Source organism: Actinomycetospora sp. TBRC 11914 (assembly GCF_012933465.1).
Classification (GTDB): Bacteria; Actinomycetota; Actinomycetes; order Mycobacteriales; family Pseudonocardiaceae; genus Actinomycetospora.
Genome location: NZ_JABBND010000018.1, coordinates 99753 through 124943, shown reverse-complemented (window position 1 = coordinate 124943; position 25191 = coordinate 99753). Strand labels below are relative to the sequence as shown.

Genomic DNA, 25191 nt, shown 5'->3' with positions numbered 1-25191 from the left:
GAACGACTCCGGTTGTTACGGATGTGTGAAGCGGGGTCCCTACCGCGCCGCGTCGCCGAGCTCCGGGACGAGGTAGGCGCGGGCTCCGTGCCCCTGGAGCGCGGCGAGCGCGGCCCCGGGGTCGCCCGAGGCGATCGCCTCGTAGAGGGCGCGGTGGCGTCGCGCCCCTTCCTCCGGGGTCCGGACCTCGGCCTCGCGGCGCATGTTGGTCGCCATGTAGAGCTGGAGCTGGAGCAGCACCGGTTCGTAGACCCGCAGCAGGTGCCGGTGCCCGGCGAGGCCCACGAGCGCGAGGTGGAACTCCCGGTGCGCCTCGGACCGGCCCTCGCTGGACTCGCCCGCGCGCTCGATCCCGACGACGGCGCGCTCCAGCGCGGCCAGCCGCTCCGGGACGAGCACCCCGTCGGCGAGCGCGGTCTGCAGCGCGAACCGCTCGAGCGCGTCCCGCAGGCCGAACAGCTCGTCCATGTCGCGGGCCGAGAGCTCGGTGACCCGCACCCCGCGCCTCGGGAGGTGCTCGACGAGCCCCTGCTGGCCCAGCAGGCGCAGGGCCTCGCGCAGGGGGGCCCGGCTCGTCCCGAACCGCCGCGTCAGCTGTTCCTCGACGAGCCGCTCCCCGGGCGCGAAGGCGCCCCGCAGGATGTCGGCCCGGATCCGGGCGACGACCAGCTCGACCAGGCTCCGGGCGCCGAGCTCGCCGCCGTCGGCCGGCGGTGCCTCAGCGGTCACGGGCTCCTCCTCGGCGCGGGCGGGGCTCGTCGGGCCCGTGCGTGCCACCGAGGGTAGTAGGTAGAACCCCTCTCCCCCGGCCCGCCGCCGCCCGACAGGCTGACGTCCATGAACAGCCCCGCTGACCGGAACGTCCTGCTCGACCGGCTCGACGGCGAGCTCGCCGACCTCGGTGCCCGCCTCGCCCGGGTCCGCGGTGAGCTCGGCGCGCTCCGGTCCGCCGTCCCCCAGGCGCCGCCGGTCCCGCTGCCCGCCGGGCCCGGCGCGTGGTCCCCGTGGGTGCCGACGCCCCCTCCTCCCGTCCCCGTCGCCCCGCCGCCACGCCCCGCCCCGCCCCCGCGACCGCCGGTCGCGCGTCCCGGTCCCCGCCTCCCGCGGCTCACCGGCGCCCGGCTCCTCGCGGTCACCGGCGCGGCCGTGACCCTGCTCGGGGTGGTCCTGCTGCTCGTCCTGGCCGCCTCCCGGGGCTGGTTCGGCCCGGAGGCCCGGGTGGTGGCCGGCGGCGTCGTGGGGCTCGTCCTCGTCGGGGCAGGCGTGGCCCTGCAGCGGCGCCGGACCGGCGACGGCCGCACTGTCCCCCTCGCCGACCCGGGGCCGGTGTCGCTCGTCGCCACCGGGGTCACCGCGCTCTACCTGACCGTCGTGGCCGCCACGTCGCTCTACGGCCTGCTGCCCACCCCGGTCGCGCTCGTGCTGGCCCTGCTCGTGGCGGGCGGGGGGCTGGTGCTCGCCGACCGCTGGCGCCGCCACGGCCTCGCCCTCGGCGTCGTCGTCGGCGCCGGCCTGCTCCTGCCCTTCGTCGTCGCGTCGGCCGGCGCCCTGCTCGTCGCGCTGTTCGTGGTCCTCGTGGTCGTCACGCTGCCGGTCGCCGCGCGCCGGGGCTGGTCCTCGCTCGTCGCCGTCGCGGTCGCCGGAGCGGCGCTCGCGGGTCTCGTGGCGGCCGCCGCGACCGGCGGCGCCCCCGCGTGGGCGCTCACCGCCTCGGTCGGTGGCCTGGTGATCGCCGCCGCCGTGGGGGCGGTCGTCCTCGTCGCCGCCCCGGTGGCGGACACGGAGGCGGACACGGGGGCGGACGGCGGGCGCCCGCGCCACGCCGTCGTCGTCGCCGGTGTCGTGCTCGCGCTGGCGGTGCCCCCGGTGCTCGCGCTCGCCGGCGTCCTGCCCCGCCCGGGCGGGGCGATCGCCGACGTCGTCGCGGTCGTCGTCCTGCTCGCCGTCGGCGCGGTGGCCGAGCGCGGGGTGGGGCGGGTCGCCGCCACGCCGCCGCTCGCGACGGTCGCCGCCGCGGCGGCCGCCGTCGTCGGGATCCAGGCCGTCCCGCTGGCGCTCTCCGGCGCCGCCCAGGGCGGGGTCTTCCTCGGCGTCGCGACGGTGCTCGCCGTCGTCGCCCGCGCCACCCGACGGACCGGGGTGCTGGTGGCCGCCGGGGCGTTCGGGCTGGTCGGCGCGGTGCTGGCGCTCGTGCGGGACCTGTCGGTCGACGTCGTCGTCGACGGCCTGCCCGGCGACCGCGCGACGATGCTCGGGATGGCCGTGGTCGGCCTCCTGCTCGTGACCACCGCGGCGTCGCTGCTGCTCGCCCTGGGACGCCTCGGGCACCTGGCGACGCGGAACCGCTCCGCGGTGGCGACGGCGGTGCTGGGCCTGCTGGGCCTCTACGGCGCCGCCGGTCTCGTCGTCACGGTGGCGCTGGCGGTGTCGCCGACGCGGACCGGCTTCCTCGTCGGGCACGTGCTGGTGACGATCTCGTGGACCGCCCTGGCCCTCGTCCTGCTGGTGCGCGGTCCCCGCCAGGCGTCGGTGAGCCTCCCCCGGGTGCTCGGCGGGGTGCTCGTCGTGGCCGCGGTGGCGAAGCTGATCCTCTTCGACCTGGTGGCCCTCGACGGGCTGGCGCGGGTCGCGGTGTTCCTCGGCGCCGGGCTGGTGCTGCTCGTGGCGGGCATCCGGTACGCCCGATGGGTCAGTGCCGGGGAGACGGTGTCGGAGGGGCCTGGCAAGGTCTCCGGGCATGGGTGACGGGACACGCAGCGGAGCGGAGCTGGACCATGGGTGAGGGTCCGCTGATGCTGCTGGACTCCGCGAGCCTGTGGTTCCGCGCGTTCTACGGTGTGCCGTCCTCGCTGACCGCCCAGGACGGCACGCCGGTCAACGCCGTCCGCGGGTTCTGCGACATGGTGGCGCGGCTGGTGCGGGCCCGGCAGCCGTCGTCGGTCGTCGCGTGCCTCGACCGGGACTGGCGGCCGGCGTTCCGGGTCCGGGCGATCCCGTCGTACAAGGCGCACCGTGTGGACACCTCGAGCGGGGTCGACCCGTCCGACCCCACGGTCGGCGGCGGCCCCGACGCCGAGGCCGCGCCGCCGGAGCTCGGGGTGCAGGTCCCGATCATCCTCGACGTCCTCGCCGCGGCGGGGATCCCGACGGCGGGCGCCGAGGGGTACGAGGCGGACGACGTCATCGGCACGCTGTGCGCGACGGAGGCCTCGCAGCCGATCGAGGTGGTGTCCGGCGACCGCGACCTGCTCCAGCTGGTGCGCGACGAGCCGGCGCCCACCCGCATCGTCTACATCGCGCGGGGCGTCGCGAAGTACGAGGTGTACGGGCCCGAGGAGGTCGCCGCCCGCTACGGCGTGCCGGTGTCGCGGGCCGGCGACGGCTACGCGGAGATGGCGATGCTGCGGGGCGACCCGTCGGACGGGCTGCCCGGGGTGCCGGGGGTCGGCGAGAAGACCGCGTCGCAGGTGGTGTCGAAGTTCGACTCGTGGGCCGACCTCGTCGGCGCCGTCGTCGAGGGCGGGGACCCGCGGCTGTCGTCGGCGGTGCGCGCGAAGCTGGTCAAGGCCGCCCAGTACCTCACGGTGGCGCCCGGGGTGGTGCGCGTGGCCGCCGACGCCCCGATCGACTGGACCGGCTCCACGCGGTCGCTGCCCCACGAGGCCGTCGACGCCGACCGGCTGGCGGAGCTCGCGCAGCGCTGGAGCCTCACCGGCTCGGTCGACCGGCTCTCGGCCGCGCTCGCCGGGCGGGAGGGCTAACCGGGTCGGGGCACCGTGCGGGCGAGGGTGACCGGGGCGCGGGCGATCCAGGCCTCGGTGACGAGCTCGCCCAGCTCGTCGTCGGCGATGCGCTCGAGGTGCACCAGGACGCTGGCGTGGCCGTCGAAGTGCGGGGTGGTGAAGTAGACCCCGCCGTCCTCGGCCAGGAGCGCCTCCTTCGCCCCGAGGTCGGGCACGCGGGCGCCGAGCACCGGGCCGGGCTGCTCGCTCCAGCCCAGGTCGGCCAGGTCGCGGGGGCGCAGCGGCCGCTCCCACACGAACCCCTTGCCCCGGACCTTCCAGGACGTGGTCCCGCCGTAGCTGGCCGTCTCCGCCACGCCGGGCAGCGCCGTCGCGTGGCGGCGCACGTCCTCCCAGGTCGCCATGCCCGGGAACGCTAGCGCGGCTGGCCGACCTCGTAGGTGCCGTTCTCGTCCACGACGTCGACCGGCACCTGCTGCGGCTTGCCGTCGACCGTCGCGGCGCAGGTGAACGAGGTGCCGGGCCGGACCCGCTCGCCGTCGGGGCAGGACACGCCCGTGATCTGCCGGTGCCAGTCGCGGGTGACGACGTCGGTGACCCCGCGCTCGACGGCCGCGTGGTCGAGCACGTCGTAGCGGGCGAACCGGGGACCGACGAGGAACGCGAGCAGCAGGACCACGACGGCGGCCACGACAAGGAGCGCGAGCAGGCCCAGCAGGACGAGCCGGCGGATGCGGCGACGGCGGGCCGGGTCGCGGGGCGGGGGTGCGGGGGCCCACGCGGGCGCGGTCGGCGGCCACGTCGGCGGCGCGCCCTGCTGGTAGCCCGGGTGGGGCCAGGCCGCGCCGGGCGGCGGGCTGGGTGCGGCGCCGGTGGTGCGGTCGGGGACGACCTCGCCCGGCGCCGGTGGGACGTGGAAGCCCGACGGCGGGGTCGCGTCGTCGTCCGCTGCGGGCGTCTCGTGGCCGCGGTCGCCCCAGCGGATGCCGGTGGCGGGGCGGGCCTCCGCCGGCTCGCGCCCGGGCTCGGCCGGGCCGTGGGCCGGGGCGTCGTCGGGCGCCTCGGGCGCTCCGGCGACCGCACCCGGCTCCGAGAACTGGGCTTGCTCGGCAGGCTCGATGGGCTCGGCGGACCGGGCCGGCTCGGCCTGGTCGGCGGACCGGGCGGGCTCAGCGTGCCCGGCGGGCTCGGCGGTCGTCGAGACGGACGGGTCCCCGGCGTCTGCGCCCGGCGCCCGGTCGTGGCCCGGCTCCTCCGGGGTGCTCGGGCTCGTCACCGCGCCAGGCTCTCACGGGAGCGCCGGAACCGGCCGACGGCCGCTCGGCGAGTGGCACACCAGGCTTCGTTCGAGCCGATCGGGTTGCGCCCAGTGCTCGTGATCACCGACTCGGAGCGGCGAAGTCCTGGCGTGCCCCCGCCGAGGGGCACGTGACGCAGCGACATCCGTATCTCGGGCTGCCTCCAGTGCCCCTCGCTCGCGACCCGGACCGGACCTCAGCCAGCGGCCCGGTTACCTCAGCTCTCCCCCACCGCCACGACCCCGCGCCGGATCGCCCGCCCGGCGTCGGCCGCGGCCCGGCCCACCGCGTCCTCGCCGCCGCACACCGCGCGGATCTGGTCGAGCAGGTCGAGCACCTGGCGGCACCAGCGGACGAAGTCGCCGGCGGAGAGCTCGTTGCCGTGCGCGCGGGCGGTCGACAGCACCTGGGAGAGCGCCTCGCCGCGGGCCCACCGGTGCACGGGCCAGGCGAACCCCAGGTCCGGCTCGCGGGTGCGCTCGAGGTGGTGCCGGCGCTCGTCGGCCACGAGGTCCTGCCAGAGCGCCACGGTGGCGTCGACGGCGGCCTGGGCGGTGTCGGGGACCCGCGGGATGCCGCCGTCGTCGCGGCGCGAGTCATACACCAGCGAGGACGCCACCGCGGCCAGATCGGCCGGGCCCAGGCCGTCCCACACCCGGTGGCGCAGGCACTCGGCGACGAGCAGGTCCGACTCGCCCCACAGCCGCGACAGCCGGTGCCCGTCGGGCGTGAGCGCACCGCCGTCGCCGCCGTCGTCGCCGGAGCCACCGGGGTCGCCGGAGGAGCCGTGCTCGGCCCGGTCCACCAGGTACTCCCGCTCGGTGAGCAGCCCGCGGATGCGGTCGAAGGTCCGCGCCAGCGAGTGCGTCGTGGAGCGGACCCGCTGCTCGAGCTGCTCGGTCTCGCGGGTGAGCTTGGCGTGGCGCTCGGCCCAGCGGGCGCGGTCGTCGCGGTCGGCGCGGCCGTGCATCGGATGGGCGCGCAGCGCGCGGCGCAGCGACGCGAGCTCCGGGTCCTCGTTCTCGGCGCCCCGCCGGCGCCGCGTCCCCTGCCGCGTCGGTGCCTCGATCCCGGTGTCGCGCAGCGCGTTCGCGAGGTCGCGTCGCACGCGGGGGACGCGGTGGTCGACCCGCTTGGGGAGCTTCATCGTCCCCAGCGCGCGCACCGGGTCGGGGAAGTCGCTGGTGGACAGCCGCCCGGCCCAGCGGTCCTCGGTGAGCACCAGCGGGCGGGGGTCCATCCCGCGCCCGGAGCGGTCCACCCCCGGGTCGAGCACGACGGCGAGCCCGGCGCGCTTGCCGGCCGGCACGGCGATCACGTCACCGGTGCGCAGCGCCTCCAACGACGCCGACGCCTCGGCCTTGGCGTCCGACCGGCCCTGCCGGGCGAGCTGCTTCTCGCGCTCGGAGAGCCGCCGCCGCAGGTCCATGTACTCGGCGAACCCGGCGAGCGCCTCCTCGGTGCCCTCCTCGCCCGCCATGGCCTCCGCGTAGCCTTCGAGCGCCTCGCGGTTGCGCTCCACCCGCTTGGCCAGGTGCACCACCGACCGGTCGGCCTGGAACTGGGCGAACGACTGCTCGAGCAGCTCGCGGGCCTCGGCGACCCCGAGCCGGTCGACCAGGTTGACCGCCATGTTGTAGCCGGGCCGGAACGACGAGCGCAGCGGGTACGTGCGGGTCGAGGCGAGGCCCGCGACCTGCGCCGGGTCCATCCCCGGCGCCCAGAGCACCACCGCGTGCCCCTCGACGTCGATCCCCCGCCGCCCCGCGCGCCCGGTGAGCTGGGTGTACTCCCCCGGGGTCAGCTCGACGTGGGACTCGCCGTTGTACTTGACCAGCTTCTCCAGCACGACGGTGCGCGCCGGCATGTTGATCCCCAGCGCCAGCGTCTCGGTGGCGAACACCGCGCGCACCAGGCCCCGGACGAAGAGCTCCTCGACGGTCTCCTTGAACGCCGGGAGCATCCCCGCGTGGTGCGCCGCGACGCCGCGCTCGAGGCCCTCGCGCCACTCCCAGTAGCCCAGGACGTCGAGGTCGGCGTCGGGCAGCGCCGACGTGCGGCGGTCGACGATCGCCCGGATCTCCTCGACCTCGGCGGCGTCGGTGAGCCGCAGCCCCGAGCGCACGCACTGGGTCACCGCGGCGTCGCAGCCGGCGCGGCTGAAGATGAACGTGATGGCGGGCAGCAGGCCGGCCGCGTCGAGCCGCTCGATCACGTCGACCCGCGAGGGTGGTCGGTACGGCGCGGAGCGACCGTTGCCGCGCCCCGGCCCGGAGCCGCGGTCGTCGCGGCGTCGCCCGCCGTCCCGCCCGCGCCGGGGCGGCGGGCCGGACCGGCCCCGCCGGTGCCCACCCCCGTCGCGGTCGACCTCGGCGACGGCCTTCGCCAGCGTCGGGTCGACCGTCACCTCGTGGGCATGAGCCCCGCGCTTCTCCTCGGCGAACAGGTCGAACATCCGCGGCCCGACCACCATGTGCTGCCACAGCGGCACCGGCCGGGTCTCGTCGACGACGACCGTGGTGTCGCCCCGGACCTCGACCAGCCAGTCCCCGAACTCCTCGGCGTTGCTGACCGTCGCCGAGAGCGACGCGAGCTGCACGTGGTCGGGCAGGTGGAGGATGACCTCCTCCCACACCGCCCCGCGGAAGCGGTCGGCCAGGTAGTGCACCTCGTCCATGACGACGTGGGCCAGCCCGTCGAGCGCCGGGGCCTCGGCGTAGAGCATGTTGCGCAGCACCTCGGTCGTCATGACGACGACGGGTGCCGAGCCGTTGACCGCGGTGTCCCCGGTGAGCAGGCCGACGGCGTCGGCGCCGTGGCGGGCGACGAGGTCGGCGTACTTCTGGTTGGACAGCGCCTTGATCGGCGTGGTGTAGAAGCACTTCTGGCCGCGGGCGAGGGCCAGGTGCACGGCGAACTCGCCGACGACCGTCTTGCCCGCCCCGGTCGGCGCGCACACCAGCACGCCGTGCCCCTCCTCCAGCGCGAGGCAGGCACGGCGCTGGAAGTCGTCGAGCTCGAAGCTCAGGGTGGAGGTGAAGGTGCCGAGCTCGGGGTGCGCGGCGCGGGTGCGCGCCTGCGCATAGGCCTCGGCGGGAGAGCGCATGGCCACCTCCCCACCGTGTCACACCGGGAGGGTGTCCCGCCTGCGCGGGAGGAGGACGGTCGTCACTCGGGGCGGCGGGAGGGCTCCGGAGCGGCCTGGGCGGCCTCGTGCCCCTCGCGGGTCCGGTCGTCGTCCTGCCTGAGCCCCCGCGTCTCGGCCTTGAAGATTCGCATCGACTGCCCGAGGCCGCGCGCCATGTCCGGCAGCTTCTTCGCGCTGAACAGCAGCACGACGCCCACGACCGCGACGATGATCCATTCGCTCACGCACTTCTCCCGTCGCTCCGCTCGCCCGGACCGAGAGCTCCCCCCGGGACCGGCTCCCCCGACCCTACCCGGGGCGAACCGGACGAAGACCCCGTTCCGCGCATCAGGGCCACCCGGACCCGCAACGCCGCCACCCGGGCGCGCAGCATCCCGGTGCGGTCGGCGACCAGCGCCGAGAACGCGGCGAGGACGGCGTTGGTCCGCCCGGCGGCGCGCACCGCGGTGAGCACGAGCAGGGCGAGCACCACGAGGGCCACCAGGACGGCGACGATGCTCCAGACGAGGGGGCCGAACGACACGGGCCGGAGCGTAACGGTCGGGGTCAGCCGGCGTCGTAGGCCGCGAGCGCCCGGGCCGCCCGGTCGGCGCGGGCGGCGGCGAGCTCCGCGGGCCAGAGCACCTCGACGGCCTCGCCGAGCCCCAGCAGCAGCCGCACCATCCACGCCCGGTCGCCGTAGCGCATCCGCACCCGTGCCCCGCCGTCGTCGTCGGCGACGACGTCCTCCATCGGGTAGTACTCCGCGACCCACCGGGCGGCCGGCGCGAGGCGCAGCGCCGCGAGCTGCTGGCCGTCGTCGGGCGTCAGGAGCCCCGCCGCGTCGGTCGGCACCTCGCGGGGGGTCGCGGACTCCGGGGGCGACGACGGCTCGTCGAGGACCTCGGCGTCGTCGACCCGGTCGAGCCGGAACATCCGCACGCCCTCGGCCCGGCGGCACCAGGCCTCCAGGTAGGTGCTGCCGTCCACCAGCAGCAGCCGCATCGGGTCGACCACGCGCCGCCCGACGGCGTCGCGGGAGGCCGAGTAGTAGGTCAGGCGCAGCGCCCGGTGCCGGGCCACGCCGTCACGCACCGTGGCCTCGGCGGCGGCGTTGCCGGGGGCGCGCCCGAGGCCGACGGCGACCGCGTCGTCCACCGGCGCGTCCGCGGGCTGCCCGGAGGCCTGCTCGATCTTCGCGAGCGCGCGCTGGACGGCGTCGGTGTCGGCGACGCCGGGCGCGTCGGCGAGCGCGCGCAGCGCGACGGCGAGGGTGGCCGCCTCGGGCCCGGACAGGCGCAGCGGCCGCGAGAGCCCGGCGTCGTAGACGACGGTGACGGTGTCGCCCTCGAACGAGAGGTCCACCAGGTCGCCGGGGCCGTAGCCGGGCAGCCCGCACATCCACAGCAGCTCGAGGTCGCGGCGCAGCTGGGTCTCGGTGATCCCGAACTCCGCGGCCGCCTCGGCCACCGGCACCCCCGGGCGCGCCAGGAGCCAGGGCACCAGGGTCAGCAGGCGCGGCAGCCGGTCGGTGACGCCCTCGGTGGTCACCGCGCCACCCCCGCCGACGCGCCGGCGGTGTCGGTGTCGCGGGCGGCGCGCAGGATCGCGACGACGGCGTCGCGCAGCTCCGGCGGGGAGAGCACCACCGCGTCCGGGCCGTGGCCGGCGATCCAGCGGGCGGCCTGGTCGACGCGGGAGAGGTCGAGCTCGACGACGTCCTCCTCGCCCTGCGGGTCGGGTCGCCCGGCCCGGCGCAGCCCGGCGGCGCGGCCGGGCTCGAGGCGCACGCGAGCGGTGCCGGTGGCGGGCGGCGGCCCCGCCGAGCGGGCCACGAGCTCGAGCAGGTCGACGTCGGCCGGGCGGGTCACCGCGCCGCGCGGGCCGACGGCGGTGACGTCGTCGGCGATGCGCGAGAGCCGGAAGCAGCGGACATCGTCGCGGTCGCGGTCGTGGCCCACCAGGTACCAGCGGCCGCGGTAGGACACGACCCCCCAGGGCTCGACGGTGCGGGTGCGGGCCTCGGCGGCCGGGTGCGAGCGGTGGGAGAACCGCACCACCCGCCCGGCCCGCGCGGCCGCGAGCAGCGGGGCGAACGCCGGCTCGGTGGTGCGCACCCGGGGCTGGACCTCCGACGCCGCCGCCGGGTCCACCTCCACCCCGGCGGCCCGCAGCTTCGTCACCGCGGTGCGCGCCGCACCCGCGAGCTGCGGGGAGTCCCAGAGGCGGGCGGCGAGGGCCACCGCGGTGGCCTCGTCGGGCGCGAGGTCGACGGCGGCCAGCTCGTAGTCGCCCCGGGCGATCCGGTAGCCGTCGACGACGTCGAACACCGACTGCTTCCCGGTCTCCAGCGGGACGCCGAGCTCGCGCAGCTCGGCCTTGTCCCGCTCGAACATGCGGTAGAAGGCGTCGTCGGTGCGGGCCTCCTCGTAGCCGGCGACCGTGGTGCGGATGCGCTCGGCGGTGAGGAACTGTCGCGTCGAGAGCAGCGCCAGCACGAGGTTCACCAGGCGCTCGGCGCGCGCGGTCGGGGGCGGCACAGACGCGAGGGTACTGGGGGCGAGCGGAGCGACGGGGGATGTCGGGGCCGCGCGATCGACCGGGTGTTCGACATCCCGGATCTCCGGCGCGTCAGGCCGAGTCGGCGCCGCCCCGCGACGCCGACCGGATCTCCAGTCGGCCCTGGGCGTTGCGGTCGACCTCGAACGTGTAGGCCTCGTGCGAGGTGCGCCCGCTCGTGGTGACGAACCGGAGGTCGGCCCGCGCCGAGCTGCCGTCGACCTGCACGTCGTCGGCGCTCACCGAGGTGATCCCGCTCCAGAACCGCTGGTAGCCGTCGTAGCCGCCGGACGCGTCCTGGGCGTCGCCGGAGAGCAGCGTCCACGCGCCGGGGATGTCCCCGGGGAGGCTCCCGTAGTAGGTCGAGACGGTGCGGCGCACGTCGTCCTCGCTGACCGGGTCGCCAGGAGCCCCGTCGAGGCCGTCGGGCGCGGCGCTGGTCGAGCTGCCCGGGGACAGCGGTGCCCCGGCGACCGGCGGGACGGTCTCGGACGGTACGGCCGTCGGCGGCGGCGCGGCCGTGGTCGGCACCAGGTCGGGTGGGGGCGCCGCGGCGTTGAGGGCGGCGCGGTCCGCGTGGGGTGGGTCGACCGCGGCGACCGCGGCGCCGACCCCGGCGGCGAGCACGACGGCGGACGCGGCCGCCACGGCCAGCACGCGGCGGCGCCGTCGGCGGGCGCCGGGCCCCGGGGTGGGGGCCGCGGCGCGCAGCCCACCGGGGACGAGGTCGTCCTCGGGGTCGTGGGGCGGGTCGGCCGCCTCGTCGGCCGGGCCGCCGGCGACGCCCACCCACGGGGCGGTCGGGGGGCCCGACGTCACCGCCGGGCCGCGGACGTCGGCGGTGGAGGGGTCGTCGGGCGCCGCGTCGGCGGCCGGGGTGCTCGTGGCCGGGGTGTCCGGGCTCGCGACGGCGGGCGGGACCGCGCCGACGCCCGCCGTCGGGGCACCGCGCGCCGCGCGGGCCTCCAGCGCGGCGCGCACGAGGGCGGTGTCGGGCCGGTGCGAGGGGTCGAGGCGCAGCATCGCCGAGAGCGGGCGGCCGAGCACCCCCGCCCGGGTCGCGGGCCGCAGCCGCCCCTCGGCCATCGCGTGGAGCACGGCGAGGGTGTTGTCCATCCGGCCGCAGACCAGCTCGTTCTCCACCGCGGCGTAGAGCGTGGCGCCCAGGGAGAACACGTCGGAGGCGGGCGTCGGGTCCCCGCCGCGGGCGACCTCGGGCGCGAAATAGCCGGGGGTGCCCGCGACGACGCCCCCGCCGGTCGCCGAGGTGTCCCAGGAGGCCCGGGAGACGCCGAAGTCGGTGAGCTTGGCGACGCCGTCGTCGGTGAGCAGCACGTTGCCGGGCTTGACGTCGCCGTGGACGATCCCCGCCTCGTGGACCGCGGAGAGCGCGTCGGCGATCTGCGCGCCGATGCGGGCCACCTCGGGCGGCGGCAGCGGGCCGCGCTCAGCCAGGACGGCGGCGAGCGACCGCGACGGCAGGTACTCCATGACCAGCCAGGGCATCGAGCTGTGGATCACGACGTCGAACACCGCGATGGCGCGCGGGTGCACGACGCGGGCCGCGATCCGGCCCTCGCGCATCGCCCGGCTGCGGGCCGTGCGGACCTCGACCGGGTCGCCGTCGCGCGGCGGGGTCAGCTGCTTGACCGCGACCGTGCGGGCCAGCCGCCGGTCCCACGCCGTCCAGACCACGCCCATGGCGCCCGCACCGATGCACTCCTGCACCCGGTAGCGCCCGCCGAGCAGCGTGCCCTCGACCCGCGGGTCCGGCTCGGCCGGCTCGCGGTCGTGGAGGGTGCTCGACGGTCCGCCCGGGGGTCCCGGAGGGGACACCCGGGACGTCCGGTCCTGGTGGTCCATGGTGCTGGTGCCGTCCTCGGTGCTCGGATCCTGCAGTGGTCGACGTCCGGAGGAGATCCGCGACGCCGGGTCCCCGACGGACCGGCCGATCACACCGACGGCGTGACGATCGCTACAGCGTCGCGATCAGCCGGTCCACCCGTTCGTCCACCGCACGGAAGGGGTCCTTGCACAGGACGGTTCGCTGGGCCTGGTCGTTCAGTTTGAGGTGGACCCAATCCACGGTGAAATCGCGACCGGCGTTCTGGGCCGCGGCGATGAAGTCGCCCCGCAGCTTCGCGCGGGTGGTCTGCGGCGGGGTGTCCTTGGCCGCCTCGATCTCGCCGTCGTCGGTCACCCGGTCCACCAGGTCCTTGCGCTGCAGCAGGTCGAACACGCCCCGGCCGCGGCGGATGTCGTGGTAGGCGAGGTCGAGCTGGGCGATGCGGGGGCTGGAGAGGCCGAGGTCGCTGCGGGATCGGTAGCGCTCGACGAGCTTGTGCTTGATCGCCCAGTCGATCTCGCGGTCGATGAGCGAGAGGTCCTGGCGCTCGACGGCGTCGAGCGTGCGGCCCCACAGCTCGAGCACCCGGTCGGTCACCGGGTCGCTCCCCCGCCGGGCGACGTGCTCGACGGCCCGCGCGTGGTACTCGCGCTGGATGTCGAGCGCCCCGGCCTCGCGGCCGCCCGCGAGGCGCACCGGGCGGCGGCCGGTGAGGTCGTGGCTGATCTCGCGGATCGCGCGGATCGGGTTGTCCAGGGTGAAGTCCCGGAACTGGATGCCCTGCTCGATCATCTCGAGCACGAGGTGCGTGGTGCCGACCTTGAGCAGCGTCGTCACCTCGGACATGTTCGAGTCGCCGACGATGACGTGCAGGCGGCGGTAGCGCTCGGCGTCGGCGTGCGGCTCGTCGCGGGTGTTGATGATCGGGCGGCTGCGGGTGGTCGCGGAGGAGACGCCCTCCCAGATGTGCTCGGCGCGCTGGGACAGGCAGTAGACCGCGCCGCGCGGGGTCTGGAGCACCTTCCCGGCGCCGGCGATGAGCTGGCGGGTGACCAGGAACGGCAGCAGCACGTCCGCGATGCGGGAGAACTCGCCGGAGCGCCCGACGAGGTAGTTCTCGTGGCAGCCGTAGGAGTTGCCCGCCGAGTCGGTGTTGTTCTTGAACAGGAAGATGTCGCCGCCGATGCCCTCGTCGGCCAGGCGCCGCTCGGCGTCGAGGAGCAGGTCCTCGAGGATCCGCTCCCCCGCCTTGTCGTGCGCCACGAGCTGCTCGAGCGAGTCGCACTCCGCGGTGGCGTACTCCGGGTGCGAGCCCACGTCGAGGTAGAGCCGCGAGCCGTTGCGCAGGAACACGTTGGACGAACGACCCCAGGAGACCACCCGCCGGAACAGGTAGCGGGCCACCTCGTCCGGCGAGAGGCGACGCTGACCGTGGAAGGTGCAGGTCACCCCGAACTCGGTCTCGACCCCGTAGATCCGCCGCTGCATGCCCTCCAGCCTAAGCGACCGACGGCGTTCGTGAGCCCCTTCGCGCAGCCTCGACGACGGTGCGTCGGTGAACCGGACACCGGGGTCTAGGGTGCCGTCACATGCTTCGAGGGCGGCGCGTGCGCCGCGCGCGGGGGGCCGCCGAGGCGGTCCTCCCCCAGACCATCACGGCCGGGGCGCGCGCCGGACTGCGACGCAGCCGCCGGACGCTGCGCCCGGTCGGCCGGCTCGACCGCCGCATCACCACCGCGATCGGCCGCCTGCCCCCCACCGCCGCCGACGACGCGCTGCTCGCCCTCACCCGCTCGGCCAACCACAGCTGGCTGTGGTTCGCGACGGCCTGTGTGCTCGCCGCCGGCACCCGCCGCACCCGTCGCGGGGCCACCCGCGGGGTGATGGGGATCGGCCTGGCGAGCCTGGCCGCGAACGTCGTCCTCAAGCCGCTGGTGCCCCGCCGCCGCCCGGCCGCGGACCTGCTGCCCTCGGTGCGCGCCCTCCCGGACCGGCCCACCTCGTCGTCGTTCCCCTCCGGGCACTCGGCCTCGGCGATGGCCTTCGCCGTCGGGGTGGCGCTGGAGAGCCCGAAGACCGGAGCCGTGCTCGCGCCTCTCGCGGCCACCGTCGCGTACTCCCGGATCCACGTCGGGGTGCACTGGACCAGCGACGTCGCGGTGGGCTCGGCGCTCGGTGCCGGCGTCGCCCTGGTCACCCAGCGCTGGCTGCCCCGGCGCCCGATCGACGAGGCGGTCGCCCGGCCGTGGGCCGACGCCCCGGAGCTGGTCGACGGCGAGGGGCTCTCGATGGTCGTCAACTCCGGGTCCGGGCGCCCGGGCACCGACCCGGTCGAGGAGATCGCCGACCGGCTCCCGAAGGCCCACCTGGTCCGCCTCGACCCGGGCGACGACCTCATCGCCCTGCTCAAGGAGGCGGCCGGCCACCCCGACACCCGGGCGCTCGGCATCGCCGGGGGCGACGGGTCGGTGGCCGCCGCGGCCCGGATCGCCGAGGACCTCGACCTCCCGCTGGCCGTCATGCCGGCCGGGACGCTCAATCACTTCGGCCGGGACGTCGGGGTGTACGACCTGCAGGAGGTCGTCGACGCCACCGGCGCCGGGGAGGCGGTCGCGGTCGACATCGCCGAGCTGCACGCCTACTCGGCGTCCACCGGCCCCGACGGCGGCGAGCGCACCGTGTTCGTCAACACGGCGTCCTTCGGCGGCTACCCCGAGATGGTCCGGCTGCGCGAGCAGTGGCAGGACCGCTGGGGCAAGTGGCCCGCCGCGTCGGCCGCGCTGATCCTCACGCTGTGGCGCGCCCGGCCGATCCGGTGCCGCATCGACGGCGTCGAGACCCCGGTGTGGATGCTCTTCGTCGGCAACGGGCCCTACGCCCCGTCGGGCATGACGCCGTCCTACCGGCCGCGCCTGGACACCGGGCTGCTCGAGGTCCGCTACCTGCGCGCCGACCGCCGCTTCTCGCGGGCCCGGGCGATCGTCGGGCTGCTGCTGGGCACCCTCGGCCACATCCGGACCTACGTCGAGCACACCGCGACCACGCTCGACGTCGAGCTGCTCGAGGGCCCGGTCGAGGTCGCGACCGACGGCGAGGTGATGGTCTCCGGCGAGCGACTGTGCTTCTCGGTGGCCCAGCACCCGGTGCCGGTCTACCGGCGCGACGAGACCCGCTGGCCGGACCGCACCGCCGCCTGGTGACCGCGGGGCGGGGGCCGGCCCGCTCGGTGGGCGAACGGCGCCGTCCTCGCGCTCGACGGCAGGAATGCGCCATTGCTCCCGCGCGGGGCCGGGAACGCCCCCGGGCGTCAGGCGTCCGCGCCGCCGGCGCCCGACACCTCGTCGCCCGCGCCGGTGTCCTCGGCCGGGGCCTCCGACGCGTCCGCCGCGGCGGCACCGTCGGGCAGCAGGTCGGCGAGCGCGGTCCCGGAGAGCCGGCGGAAGGCCCGCCGCGGGCGCCGGGTCCGGTCGAGCAGCGCGACCTCGAGGGCGTCGACGCCGAGGTTGCGCTCCTCGGACGACGAGGACGAGCCGTTCTGGGCCTGCAGGGCGTCGAGGGCGATCCGCAGGGCGGCGCGGGTGTCCAGCCCGTCCTCGTAGGACGAGCGCAGCGCGGCCGAGACCGGCTCGGTGGTCCCGCCCATTACCACGAACTGCGGCTCGTCGGAGATCGAGCCGTCGTAGGTGATGCGGAAGAGCTGGTCGCGGTCCGGGGTCTCCCCGACCGCCGCGACGCACAGCTCCACCTCGAAGGGCTTCTGCTGCTCGATGAAGCTCGCGCCGAGGATCTGGGCGTAGGCGTTGGCCAGGGCGCGGCCGGAGACGTCGCGCCGGTCGTAGGAGTAGCCCTGCACGTCGGCGTAGCGGATGCCGGCGCGGCGGAGGTTCTCGAACTCGTTGTAGCGCCCGACCGCGGCGAACCCGAGCTGGTCGTAGATCTCGGAGACCTTGCGCAGCGACTTCGAGCGGTTCTCCGCGACGAACAGCACGCCGTCGGCGCACGTCAGCACCACCACGCTGCGCCCGCGGGAGATGCCCTTGCGGGCGAGCTCCGAGCGGTCGCGCATCAGCTGGTCGACCGACGCGTAGAACGGCATCGTCATGGCGGGCGGGCTCCTCTGCCGAGGTGGTGCGGGTGTCGGGTGGGGTGCGGTGCGTCGGGCGTCAGCCGCCGCGGCGCTCACGACGGCCGGCGATGACGGCCTCGGCGACCGTCTGGACCTCCTCGTGCGGCAGCCGCACGGCGCCCTCGGCGTCGATGGCGACGACGATGGGGTAGATGTGGCGCACCGAGTCCGGCCCGCCCGTCGCGGAGTCGTCGTCGGCGGCGTCGTAGAGCGACTCGACGACGGCGCGCACGCACGCGTCGCGGTCGCCGTCCGGGTCGTGCACCTTCTTCAGCGACGACCGCGCGAACAGCGACCCGGAGCCGACCGAGGCGTACCCGTCGTGCTCCTCGTACCGCCCGCCGACCACGTCGAACGACACGATCCGGCCGGCCCGCGCCGGGTCGGTCGCGTCGGGGTCGTAGCCCGCGAACAGCGGCACGAACGACAGACCCTGCATCGCGGCGCCGAGGTTGCCGCGGATCATCGAGGCCAGCTTGTTCGACTTGCCGTCGAAGGTGAGCGGGACGCCCTCGAGCTTCTCGTAGTGCTGCAGCTCGACGGTGAAGAGCCGGATCGCGTCGACGGCCAGGCCCGCGGTGCCGGCGATCCCGGCCGCGGACCAGTCGTCGGTGACGTAGACCTTCTCCATGTCGCGCTGGGAAATCAGGTTGCCCATGGTGGCGCGCCGGTCACCGGCGATGACGACGCCGCCGGAGTAGACGGCCGCGACGATCGTGGTGCCGTGGGGCACCGTGGCGACGCCCTCCGGGGTCAGCCCGCGCCCGTCCGAGGAGGGCAGCAGGTCGGGCCGGACCGACGAGAGGAAGTCGACGAACGACGACGTGCCGGCGTCGAAGTACGCGGCGGGGAGCCCCGGGCTGAGCCGGGACGTCGAGTGCTCCATCGGCGGTCGTCGCTCCTCTTCTCGTGAAGACCAGTCCTGCGGTGGACGTGCCCCGACGAGACACGGCGGGCCGGAACCCTAGTCCCGGCCCGCCGCGCCCGCACTGCCGACTCACCGCGCCGTCAGGGCGCGGGGAGTGGGGTCACTGCCCACCCTTCTGCACGTAGGCACGCACGAAGTCCTCGGCGTTCTCCTCGAGCACGTCGTCGATCTCGTCGAGGATCGTGTCGGTGTCCTCGCCGAGCTTCTCCCGGCGCTCCTGGCCGGCGGCGGTGGTGTCCTCGCCGCCGTCGCCGTCGTCGCCACCGCCCTGCCGCTGGGTCTGTTCCTGCGCCATGGCTGCCTCCCGGTGTGCAAGGTGTTGCCGTGTAGAACCCTACCCGGCCGTGGGCCCGCGTCGCGGGACGAACATCACCGGGTCCGCGTCAGCCCCGGGTGAGGGCCTCGACGAGGGCGGTCGCGTTCGAGGAGTTGTCGATGAGCTCCCCGACGTGGCGCCGGGTGCCGCGCAACGGCTCCAGGGTGGGGATCCGCACCAGCGACTCCCGCCCGAGGTCGAAGATGACCGAGTCCCACGACGCGGCCGCGACCTCGGTCGGGTAGCGCTCCAGGCAGCGGCCGCGGAAGTAGGCCCGGGTGTCCTCCGGCGGCTCCGTGACCGCCGCGCGGACGTCGTCCTCGCTGACCAGCCGCTTGATCGACCCGCGGGTGACCAGCCGGTTGTAGAGCCCCTTGGCCTGCCGCACGTCGGAGTACTGCAGGTCGATCAGCGAGAGCTTCGGCGAGTCCCAGGGCAGGTTGTCGCGGTCGCGGTAGCTCTGCAGGAGCTTGAGCTTGGCCACCCAGTCCAGCCGGTCGGCGCAGCGCATCGGGTCCTGCTCGAGGTCGTCGAGGGCCTGGCCCCAGACGTCGAGGACCTCCCGGGTCATCTCGTCGACCTCGCCGCCCTGGGTCTCCTCCTCGTGCTTCCAGGCGCGCTCGAAGTACTGCCGCTGGAGCTCCAGGGCGGTCATCGTGCTGCCGTTCGCCAGCTCGACCGTGGTCTGCAGGGTCGGGTCGTGGCTGATGCGGTGCACCGAGCGCACCGGCTCGAGCAGGCGCAGGTCGTCGAAGCGGATGCCGTCCTCGATCATCGAGAGCACCAGCGCCGTCGTCCCCACCTTGAGGAACGTCGAGTACTCGGAGAGGTTGGCGTCGCCGATGATGACGTGCAGGCGCCGGTACTTGTCGGCGTCGGCGTGCGGCTCGTCGCGGGTGTTGATGATGCCGCGCTTGAGCGTGGTCTCCAGGCCGACCTCGACCTCGATGTAGTCCGCGCGCTGCGAGAGCTGGTAGCCGGGCTCGTCGCCGGAGGCGCCCAGGCCGACGCGGCCGGCGCCCGTCACGACCTGGCGCGAGACGAAGAACGGCGTGAGCCCCGTGATGATCGCCGGGAACGGCGTCTGGCGGGCGCACAGGTAGTTCTCGTGGGAGCCGTACGAGGCGCCCTTGCCGTCGATGTTGTTCTTGTAGAGCTGGATGCGGCCGGTGCCCGGGACGGTGGCCGCGCGCTCGGCGGCGTCCTCCATCACCCGCTCGCCGGCCTTGTCCCAGATGACGGCGCCGCGCGGGGTGGTGACCTCGGGCGCGGAGAACTCCGGGTGCGCGTGGTCGACGTAGAGCCGGGCCCCGTTGGTGAGGATGACGTTGGCGGCCCCGAGGTCGTCGAGGTCCCCGGTGTCCGGCGGCGGGCCGGCGCTGGGGCCCAGGTCGAAGCCCCGCGCGTCTCGCAGCGGCGACTCCACCTCGTAGTCCCAGCGGGCCCGCCGGGCGCGCGGGACCTCGGCCGCCGCGGCGTAGGCCAGGACGACCTGCGTGGAGGTGATGACGGGGTTCGCCGTCGGGTCACCCGGGACGGAGATCCCGTACTCGATCTCGGTGCCCATGATGCGGCGCGCAGTCATGCCCTCGACCCTAGTTGTCGGAGGGTTGCACCGCCGTGGCCCGGGCGGACCCGGCGGGATCGGGTGCGTCGGGATCGACGGACGGTGCCCGCCGCCACACCAGCGCGAACACCACGAGCCCGAGCACGGCGGCCACGACCATCGTCGTGCCCATCGGGACCGCGCTGCGCCCGCCGCCGATGCCGACCAGCGGCGAGGTGAACCCGCCCACCAGGAACTGCGAGGTCCCGAGCAGCGCCGACGCGCTCCCGGCGCGCGACGGGTGCCCGGCGAGCGCGAGGGTCGTCGCGGAGGGCAGCACGAACCCGACCCCGCACACGGTGACGAACAGGCCCGGGACCAGCGCCCACGGCCCGGCGGGGGTCAGCGCGCCGACGAGGACGGCGGTCGAGCCGGTACACGCCGTGACCAGGCCGATCGCGACCGCCCGCGCCGGGGCGAGCCGCCCGGCGGCGACGAGGCGCCCCGCGACCTGGGTGGCCGCGACGATCCCCACCGAGTTCACCGCGAACACCCCGCTGAACGCCTGCGGGCTCAGCCCGTAGAGGCCCTGCAGGACGAAGGTGGAGCCCGAGATGTAGGCGAACATGGCGGCGAAGCCGAGCCCGGCGGCGGACACGCACGCCAGGACGCGCCGGTCGGCGAGCAGGATCCGGAACGCCGTCGCCGTGGTCCGCAGCCCCGCCGCCGCTCCCCCGGCCCCGTCCCCGCGCGCCCGCGCCGCGCGCGGCAGCGTCTCGGGCACCGCGGCGAGCACCCCGACGGCGAGCACCGCGCCGAGCACGGCGAGCACGACGAAGACCCCGCGCCAGGACGTGACGCGCAGCAGCTGGCCGCCGACCACCGGCGCGACGATCGGCGCGACCCCGGAGACGAGCATCAGCGCCGCGAACCCCCGCGCGGCCGCCGGGCCGTCGTAGAGGTCCCGGACGACGGCCCGGGCCAGCACGATCCCGACCGCCCCGAGCAGTCCCTGGCCGAGCCGCAGCACGACCAGGGTCCCGACGTCGGGCGCCAGGGCACACGCTCCCGACAGGACGGCGAACCCGACCGCGCCGGCCAGCAGCGGGCCGCGGCGCCCGAGGACGTCCGAGAGCGGCCCCGCGACGAGCTGGCCGACGGCGAGCCCGACGACGACCGCGGTCAGGGTGAGCGCGACCAGCGGCGCGGAGGCGCGCAGGTCACGGGTGACGCCCGGCAGCGCGGGCAGGTAGGTGTCGATCGAGAGCGGGGCGACGCCGGTCAGGCCGCCCAGCACCGCCGTGCGGGCGACCCGCCGCAGGCGTCCGGGCGGGCCGCTCACCCCTCGCCGTCGTGCGCGTCGTCGAGGGGCTTCTCGTCGTGCTCGTCGCCGGGCTCGTCGGGGGCCAGCCACCGCAGCAGGTGGGCGTGGATGCGGGGGTCGTTGAGCAGGTGGAAGTGGTGCGACGAGGGGAGCGTCTCGACGTCGGTGACCGCACCCCGCGCCGAGTCCACCGGCACCAGCAGGTCGCCGAGGATGTTCGCCAGCGGGTGGTGCTCGCTGGCGGTCACCGAGGCGGCGACGCCGTGGTGGGTGGAGTGCGCGAGCAGCGGCACGTCGGTGTCGGCGACGCCGGCGACGAGGTCGCGGATGCCGGCCGAGCGGCGGTCGAGGAACTCGCCCCACGTGCGCGACTGCGCGTACTTCGCGAGCCGGGTCGCCAGCTGGTCGACCCGGTGGGCCAGCGGCGCGCCGCGGTGGGGCGAGCCGAGGTAGACCATGCGGCGGACCGTGTGCACCCACGGCTCGCCGGCCACCACCGCGGCGTGGCAGGCGTGGCGGAGCACCAGCCCGCCCATGGAGTGCCCGACGAGGTCGAGCCGCCGGATCGGCACCGGCCAGCGCTCGGCGAGCTCGGCCAGCAGGACCGACAGCGCGGCGCCGTTGTGGGCGATCCGCATGCCGGTGTTGTAGCGCAGCAGCAGGGGCACGGCGCCGACGCTCGAGGCGATGCGCTCGGCGTAGCCCTCCCCCGCGCTGTCGGAGTCGGCCAGCCGCCACGCGTGCTCGGTCTCGCCGAGGCCGTGGACGAAGAGCACGACGTGGCCCAGGTCGCGCTCGGGGTGGTCGGCGACGAGCGCGCGGATGGCCGCCGTCGACGCGATCGGGAGCTCGGCGTGGCGGGCCTCGCCCTCGGCGTCGGTCGTCGAGGTGTAGAGCGCCATCGGGACGGCGAGGTCGTTGTGCAGCGCGACCATGTGGTCGCCGACCAGGCCGTTCACCGCCCCCGTGAGCACCGCTCCGGCGGGACGCGACGTGATGGGCGTCCAGTCGGCGCGCCCGGACGCGGTGCGGTACAGCTCGGCGGCCAGGCCCGCCCCGGTGCCCGCGGCGTGCCCGATCCCGCGCACCGCGGTGTAGACCCCGCCGGCGATGCCGTCGTGGACCACCTGCACGGGTCTCGACGCCGGGCCCAGGCCCACCTTGCGCAGCGCGGCGAAGACCGCGTCGGAGATCGCGCGGTGGGTGCCCTCGACGGGGCGCGACACGATGTCGACGGCCTCGGACGCGACACCGGCCGCCCCCCGGACCTCGTTGCGAGGAGCGGGGGACGGCCGGTGGTCGTCGGGGGCCTCGTCGGCGGTCATGCCGCCGACGGTACCCGGTACTACAGGTACTGACCCGTGTTGGACGCGGTGTCGATCTCCTTGCCCTGGGTCGACCCCTTGCCGGTGACGAGCGTGCGGATGTAGACGATCCGCTCGCCCTTCTTGCCCGAGATGCGGGCCCAGTCGTCGGGGTTGGTCGTGTTCGGCAGGTCCTCGGACTCGGCGAACTCGTCCACCACGGCGTCGAGCAGGTGCTGGACGCGGAGACCGGACTGCTTGGTCTCCAGGTGGGACTTGATCGCCGCCTTCTTGGCCCGGCCCACGATGTTCTCAATCACCGCGCCGGAGTTGAAGTCCTTGAAGTACAGGACCTCCTTGTCCCCGTTGGCGTAGGTGACCTCGAGGAAGCGGTTCTCGTCGGTCTCGGCGTACATCCGCTCGACGACCCGCTCGATCATGCCGTCCAGGCACGCCTGGCGGTTGCCGCCGAACTCCTCGACGTCCTCCTCGTTCACGGGCAGCCCGTCGATGAGGTACTTGCCGAAGATGTCGATCGCGGCCTCGGCGTCGGGGCGCTCGATCTTGATCTTCACGTCGAGGCGGCCCGGGCGCAGGATCGCCGGGTCGATCATGTCCTCGCGGTTCGACGCGCCGATGACGATGACGTTCTCGAGCCCCTCGACGCCGTCGATCTCGCTGAGCAGCTGGGGCACGATCGTCGTCTCGACGTCGCTGGACACGCCGGACCCGCGGGTGCGGAAGATCGAGTCCATCTCGTCGAAGAACACGATCACCGGGGTGCCCTCGGACGCCTTCTCGCGCGCCCGCTGGAAGATCATCCGGATGTGCCGCTCGGTCTCGCCGACGAACTTGTTGAGCAGCTCCGGGCCCTTGATGTTGAGGAAGTGCGCCTTGACGTCGCGGCTGTCCTCGCCGCGGGTCTCCGCGACCTTCTTCGCCAGCGAGTTCGCGACCGCCTTGGCGATGAGCGTCTTGCCGCAGCCGGGCGGGCCGTAGAGCAGGACGCCCTTCGGCGGGCGCAGCTGGTAGGTGCGGAACAGGTCCGCGTGCAGGAACGGCAGCTCCACCGCGTCGCGGATGGAGTCGATCTGCCGCGAGAGGCCGCCGATGTCGGTGTAGGCGACGTCGGGGACCTCCTCGAGGACGAGCTCCTCGACCTCGGCCTTCGGCACCTTCTCGTAGGCGTAGCCCACCTTGGTGTCGACCATCAGCGAGTCGCCCGGCTTGAGCTCCGGGGCGTTCTCGTCGAGCAGCGAGTCGGCCAGGTGGATGACCCGTTCCTCGTCGGCGTGCCCGATGATCAGGGCCCGGTTGCGGGTCCCGTCCTCGTCGACGAGCACCTCCCGCAGCGAGCAGACCTCGCCGATGCGCTCGTACTCGCCGGCCTCGACGACGGTCAGGGCCTCGTTGAGACGCACCGACTGGCCACGGGTGAGGTCAGCGGCCTCGACCGCCGGCGACACGGCGACCCGCATGCGGCGGCCCGACGTGAAGACGTCGACGGTCTGGTCCTCGTGCACGGTCAGGAAGACGCCGTAGCTCGACGGCGGCTGCGCGAGACGGTCCACCTCCTCGCGGAGCGACACGAGCTGCGCCCGCGCCTCCTTGAGGGTCTCGGTGAGCTTGTCGTTGCGCTCGGTCAGTTGGGACACCCGCGCCGCGGAGTCCGCGAGCCGCTGCTCGAGGATCCTGGTGTGGCGCGGTGACTCGGTCAGCTTGCGACGCAGCAGGGCGACCTCTTCTTCGAGGAACCGCACCTGTGCCGCCGTGTCCGCCGCGCCTCGGTCGCGGCCCTGGTCGGATCGGCCCCTGGGGTCGTCGTTCATGCTCACGGCGCCCTCCTCCCGCTACTCCGTGGCGCAACCGTACCCGGCGATCCGGGTGTCCGTGGAGTAGCGAGCCGGTGACGGACTTCTCGCGACGCGTACTTGCGCCAGGTCACCGGCGGTGGTTCTTACCTGTCAAGATGATCACTCAGGGTGTCTGACCAGTCGCTATCCGCGGCTGGGCCGGCGCTGCACCCGGGGTGGGACGACGCCGTCGGCCAAGCGCCGAGCGGTCACCAGGAACGCGGTGTGGGCGATCATCCGGTGCTCCGGGCGCACCGCGAGGCCCACGCTGTGCCACGGCCGCACCAGCGACTCCCACGCCTGCGGCTCGGTCCAGCAGGCCTGCTCGCGCAGCGCCTCGGTGAGGGTCGAGAGCTGGGTGGTGGTGGCGACGTAGCCGACGAGGACCCCGCCGGGCACGAGCACCCGGCGCACCGTCCCGAGCACCTCCCACGGGGAGAGCATGTCGAGCACGACGCGGTCGTAGGTGCCCTCGGCGGCCTGGACGTCCCCGAGGTGCAGCGTCCAGTTCGGGGGGTGCTCGCCGAGGAAGCGCTCCACGTTGCGCTCGGCGTGGTCGAGGTGGTCGTCGCGGATCTCGTACGACGTGACCGTGCCCTCCGGCCCGACCGCCCGCAGCAGGCTCAGGGTGAGCGCGCCGGACCCGGCGCCCGCCTCGAGCACCCGCGCGCCGGGGAAGACGTCGCCCCAGGTCACGATCTGGGCGGCGTCCTTCGGGTAGATCACCTGCGCGCCGCGGGGCATGGCGAGCACGTAGTCGGGCAGGAGCGGGCGCAGCGCCAGGTACGGGGTGTTGGCGGCGGAGTGGACGACGGACCCCTCGGGGGCGCCGATGAGCTTGTCGTGGGCGATCGCGCCGCGGTGGGTGTGGTAGGTCTGCCCGGGCTCGAGGACGAGGCTGAAGTGGCGGCCCTTCGGGTCGGTGAGCTGCACCCGGTCGCCCGGCAGGAACGGCCCGCTGCGGGCGGGGCCGCGGGGGACGTCGTCGTGGTCGTCGGGGGTCGGGCCGTGGGGTACGACTGGCGACGGGGCGTCGGCCGGCAGCTCGGTCGCGTCCGCGTCGGTCGCGTCGGCCGCGTCCTGGGGGCCGGTCACCTCGTCCTGCACGGCGGGCTAGCCTAGGCGGGACACCCGTGGTCGCCGCGCGCCCGGTCCCCCGCCGTCCGGCGGGATCACGAAGGGCACACCAGGCAGCCCCGCGGGCGGGTTCTCCTGCCCCAC

Annotated in this window: 21 protein-coding genes; 3 read left to right on the top strand and 18 right to left on the bottom strand. The window is 75.4% G+C overall.

The genetic code is table 11. The annotated features are described in order from the left end of the window. Window positions 1-39 precede the first annotated feature (39 nt). A complete protein-coding gene (locus tag HH311_RS24090; RefSeq protein ID WP_169186231.1) occupies window positions 40-729 on the bottom strand; it encodes a GntR family transcriptional regulator in 690 nt (229 codons plus the stop codon). 108 nt (window positions 730-837) lie between these two features. Here HH311_RS24090 and HH311_RS24085 point away from each other — a divergent pair, with 108 nt between their 5' ends. Both HH311_RS24085 and HH311_RS24080 read left to right on the top strand, forming a co-directional pair. Beyond that, on the top strand, window positions 838-2745 hold the full coding sequence (locus tag HH311_RS24085) for a DUF2339 domain-containing protein (protein WP_169186230.1): 1908 nt from the start codon (window positions 838-840) through the stop codon (window positions 2743-2745). 29 nt (window positions 2746-2774) lie between these two features. Further along, window positions 2775-3761 (top strand): 5'-3' exonuclease, encoded by a 987-nt coding sequence (locus HH311_RS24080; protein WP_169186229.1) that lies wholly within the window; start codon window positions 2775-2777, stop codon window positions 3759-3761. On the opposite strand, the gene HH311_RS24075 is transcribed toward HH311_RS24080, so the two are convergent. From HH311_RS24075 to pafA, 9 genes are all read right to left on the bottom strand, one after another. Further along, the gene (locus tag HH311_RS24075; RefSeq protein ID WP_169186228.1) at window positions 3758-4147 is read right to left on the bottom strand and encodes an MmcQ/YjbR family DNA-binding protein; all 390 of its coding nucleotides are present in this window, start codon (window positions 4145-4147) and stop codon (window positions 3758-3760) included. The two genes, HH311_RS24080 and HH311_RS24075, sit on opposite strands and share 4 nt — an antisense overlap. A gap of 11 nt (window positions 4148-4158) precedes the next feature. After that, window positions 4159-5019, bottom strand: coding sequence for a DUF4333 domain-containing protein (locus tag HH311_RS33545; protein WP_169186227.1), 861 nt, complete (start codon window positions 5017-5019; stop codon window positions 4159-4161). A 239-nt stretch (window positions 5020-5258) separates the two neighbouring features. Next, a complete protein-coding gene (locus HH311_RS24065) occupies window positions 5259-8147 on the bottom strand; it encodes an RNA helicase (RefSeq protein WP_169186226.1) in 2889 nt (962 codons plus the stop codon). 62 nt (window positions 8148-8209) lie between these two features. After that, a complete protein-coding gene (gene tatA, locus HH311_RS32150; protein WP_169186225.1) occupies window positions 8210-8413 on the bottom strand; it encodes a Sec-independent protein translocase subunit TatA in 204 nt (67 codons plus the stop codon). Then, entirely contained in the window at window positions 8410-8712 is a 303-nt protein-coding gene (locus HH311_RS24055; RefSeq protein ID WP_169186224.1) for a hypothetical protein, read from the bottom strand. The genes tatA and HH311_RS24055 overlap by 4 nt, the downstream gene beginning before the upstream one ends. Window positions 8713-8735: 23 nt before the next feature. After that, window positions 8736-9719 (bottom strand): YafY family protein, encoded by a 984-nt coding sequence (locus tag HH311_RS24050; RefSeq protein WP_169186223.1) that lies wholly within the window; start codon window positions 9717-9719, stop codon window positions 8736-8738. After that, window positions 9716-10708, bottom strand: coding sequence for a YafY family protein (locus HH311_RS24045; RefSeq protein WP_169186222.1), 993 nt, complete (start codon window positions 10706-10708; stop codon window positions 9716-9718). Before HH311_RS24045 ends, HH311_RS24050 begins: the two co-directional genes overlap by 4 nt. Before the next feature lie 91 nt (window positions 10709-10799). Continuing rightward, on the bottom strand, window positions 10800-12590 hold the full coding sequence (locus tag HH311_RS24040; RefSeq protein WP_169186221.1) for a serine/threonine-protein kinase: 1791 nt from the start codon (window positions 12588-12590) through the stop codon (window positions 10800-10802). Window positions 12591-12702: 112 nt separating this feature from the next. Beyond that, a complete protein-coding gene (pafA, locus tag HH311_RS24035; RefSeq protein ID WP_169186220.1) occupies window positions 12703-14061 on the bottom strand; it encodes a Pup--protein ligase in 1359 nt (452 codons plus the stop codon). A gap of 101 nt (window positions 14062-14162) precedes the next feature. Between pafA and HH311_RS24030 the strand changes: the two genes are divergently transcribed. Next, the gene (locus HH311_RS24030; protein WP_211190720.1) at window positions 14163-15773 is read left to right on the top strand and encodes a bifunctional phosphatase PAP2/diacylglycerol kinase family protein; all 1611 of its coding nucleotides are present in this window, start codon (window positions 14163-14165) and stop codon (window positions 15771-15773) included. A 107-nt stretch (window positions 15774-15880) separates the two neighbouring features. Here the strand turns inward: HH311_RS24030 and prcA are convergent, their stop codons facing one another. The 8 genes from prcA to HH311_RS23990 form a co-directional block, all read right to left on the bottom strand. Next, complete coding sequence (prcA, locus tag HH311_RS24025) at window positions 15881-16675, bottom strand: proteasome subunit alpha (RefSeq protein WP_169186219.1); 795 nt, start codon at window positions 16673-16675, stop codon at window positions 15881-15883. A 61-nt stretch (window positions 16676-16736) separates the two neighbouring features. Further along, window positions 16737-17585 (bottom strand): proteasome subunit beta, encoded by an 849-nt coding sequence (gene prcB, locus HH311_RS24020; protein WP_169186218.1) that lies wholly within the window; start codon window positions 17583-17585, stop codon window positions 16737-16739. A gap of 142 nt (window positions 17586-17727) precedes the next feature. Further along, window positions 17728-17922, bottom strand: coding sequence for a ubiquitin-like protein Pup (locus HH311_RS24015; RefSeq protein WP_169186217.1), 195 nt, complete (start codon window positions 17920-17922; stop codon window positions 17728-17730). An 88-nt stretch (window positions 17923-18010) separates the two neighbouring features. Then, window positions 18011-19528, bottom strand: a complete 1518-nt coding sequence (dop, locus tag HH311_RS24010) for a depupylase/deamidase Dop (protein ID WP_169186216.1) — start codon at window positions 19526-19528, stop codon at window positions 18011-18013. A 10-nt stretch (window positions 19529-19538) separates the two neighbouring features. Continuing rightward, window positions 19539-20831: a multidrug effflux MFS transporter gene (locus HH311_RS24005; protein ID WP_169186215.1), complete on the bottom strand. Its 1293-nt coding sequence runs from the start codon at window positions 20829-20831 to the stop codon at window positions 19539-19541. Then, entirely contained in the window at window positions 20828-22138 is a 1311-nt protein-coding gene (locus tag HH311_RS24000) for a triacylglycerol lipase (RefSeq protein ID WP_169186214.1), read from the bottom strand. The genes HH311_RS24005 and HH311_RS24000 overlap by 4 nt, the downstream gene beginning before the upstream one ends. Window positions 22139-22158: 20 nt before the next feature. Further along, window positions 22159-23946 (bottom strand): proteasome ATPase, encoded by a 1788-nt coding sequence (gene arc, locus HH311_RS23995; protein ID WP_169186263.1) that lies wholly within the window; start codon window positions 23944-23946, stop codon window positions 22159-22161. Between the two features lie 168 nt (window positions 23947-24114). Continuing rightward, on the bottom strand, window positions 24115-24918 hold the full coding sequence (locus HH311_RS23990; RefSeq protein ID WP_169186262.1) for a tRNA (adenine-N1)-methyltransferase: 804 nt from the start codon (window positions 24916-24918) through the stop codon (window positions 24115-24117). Between the last annotated feature and the right edge of the window lie 273 nt (window positions 24919-25191).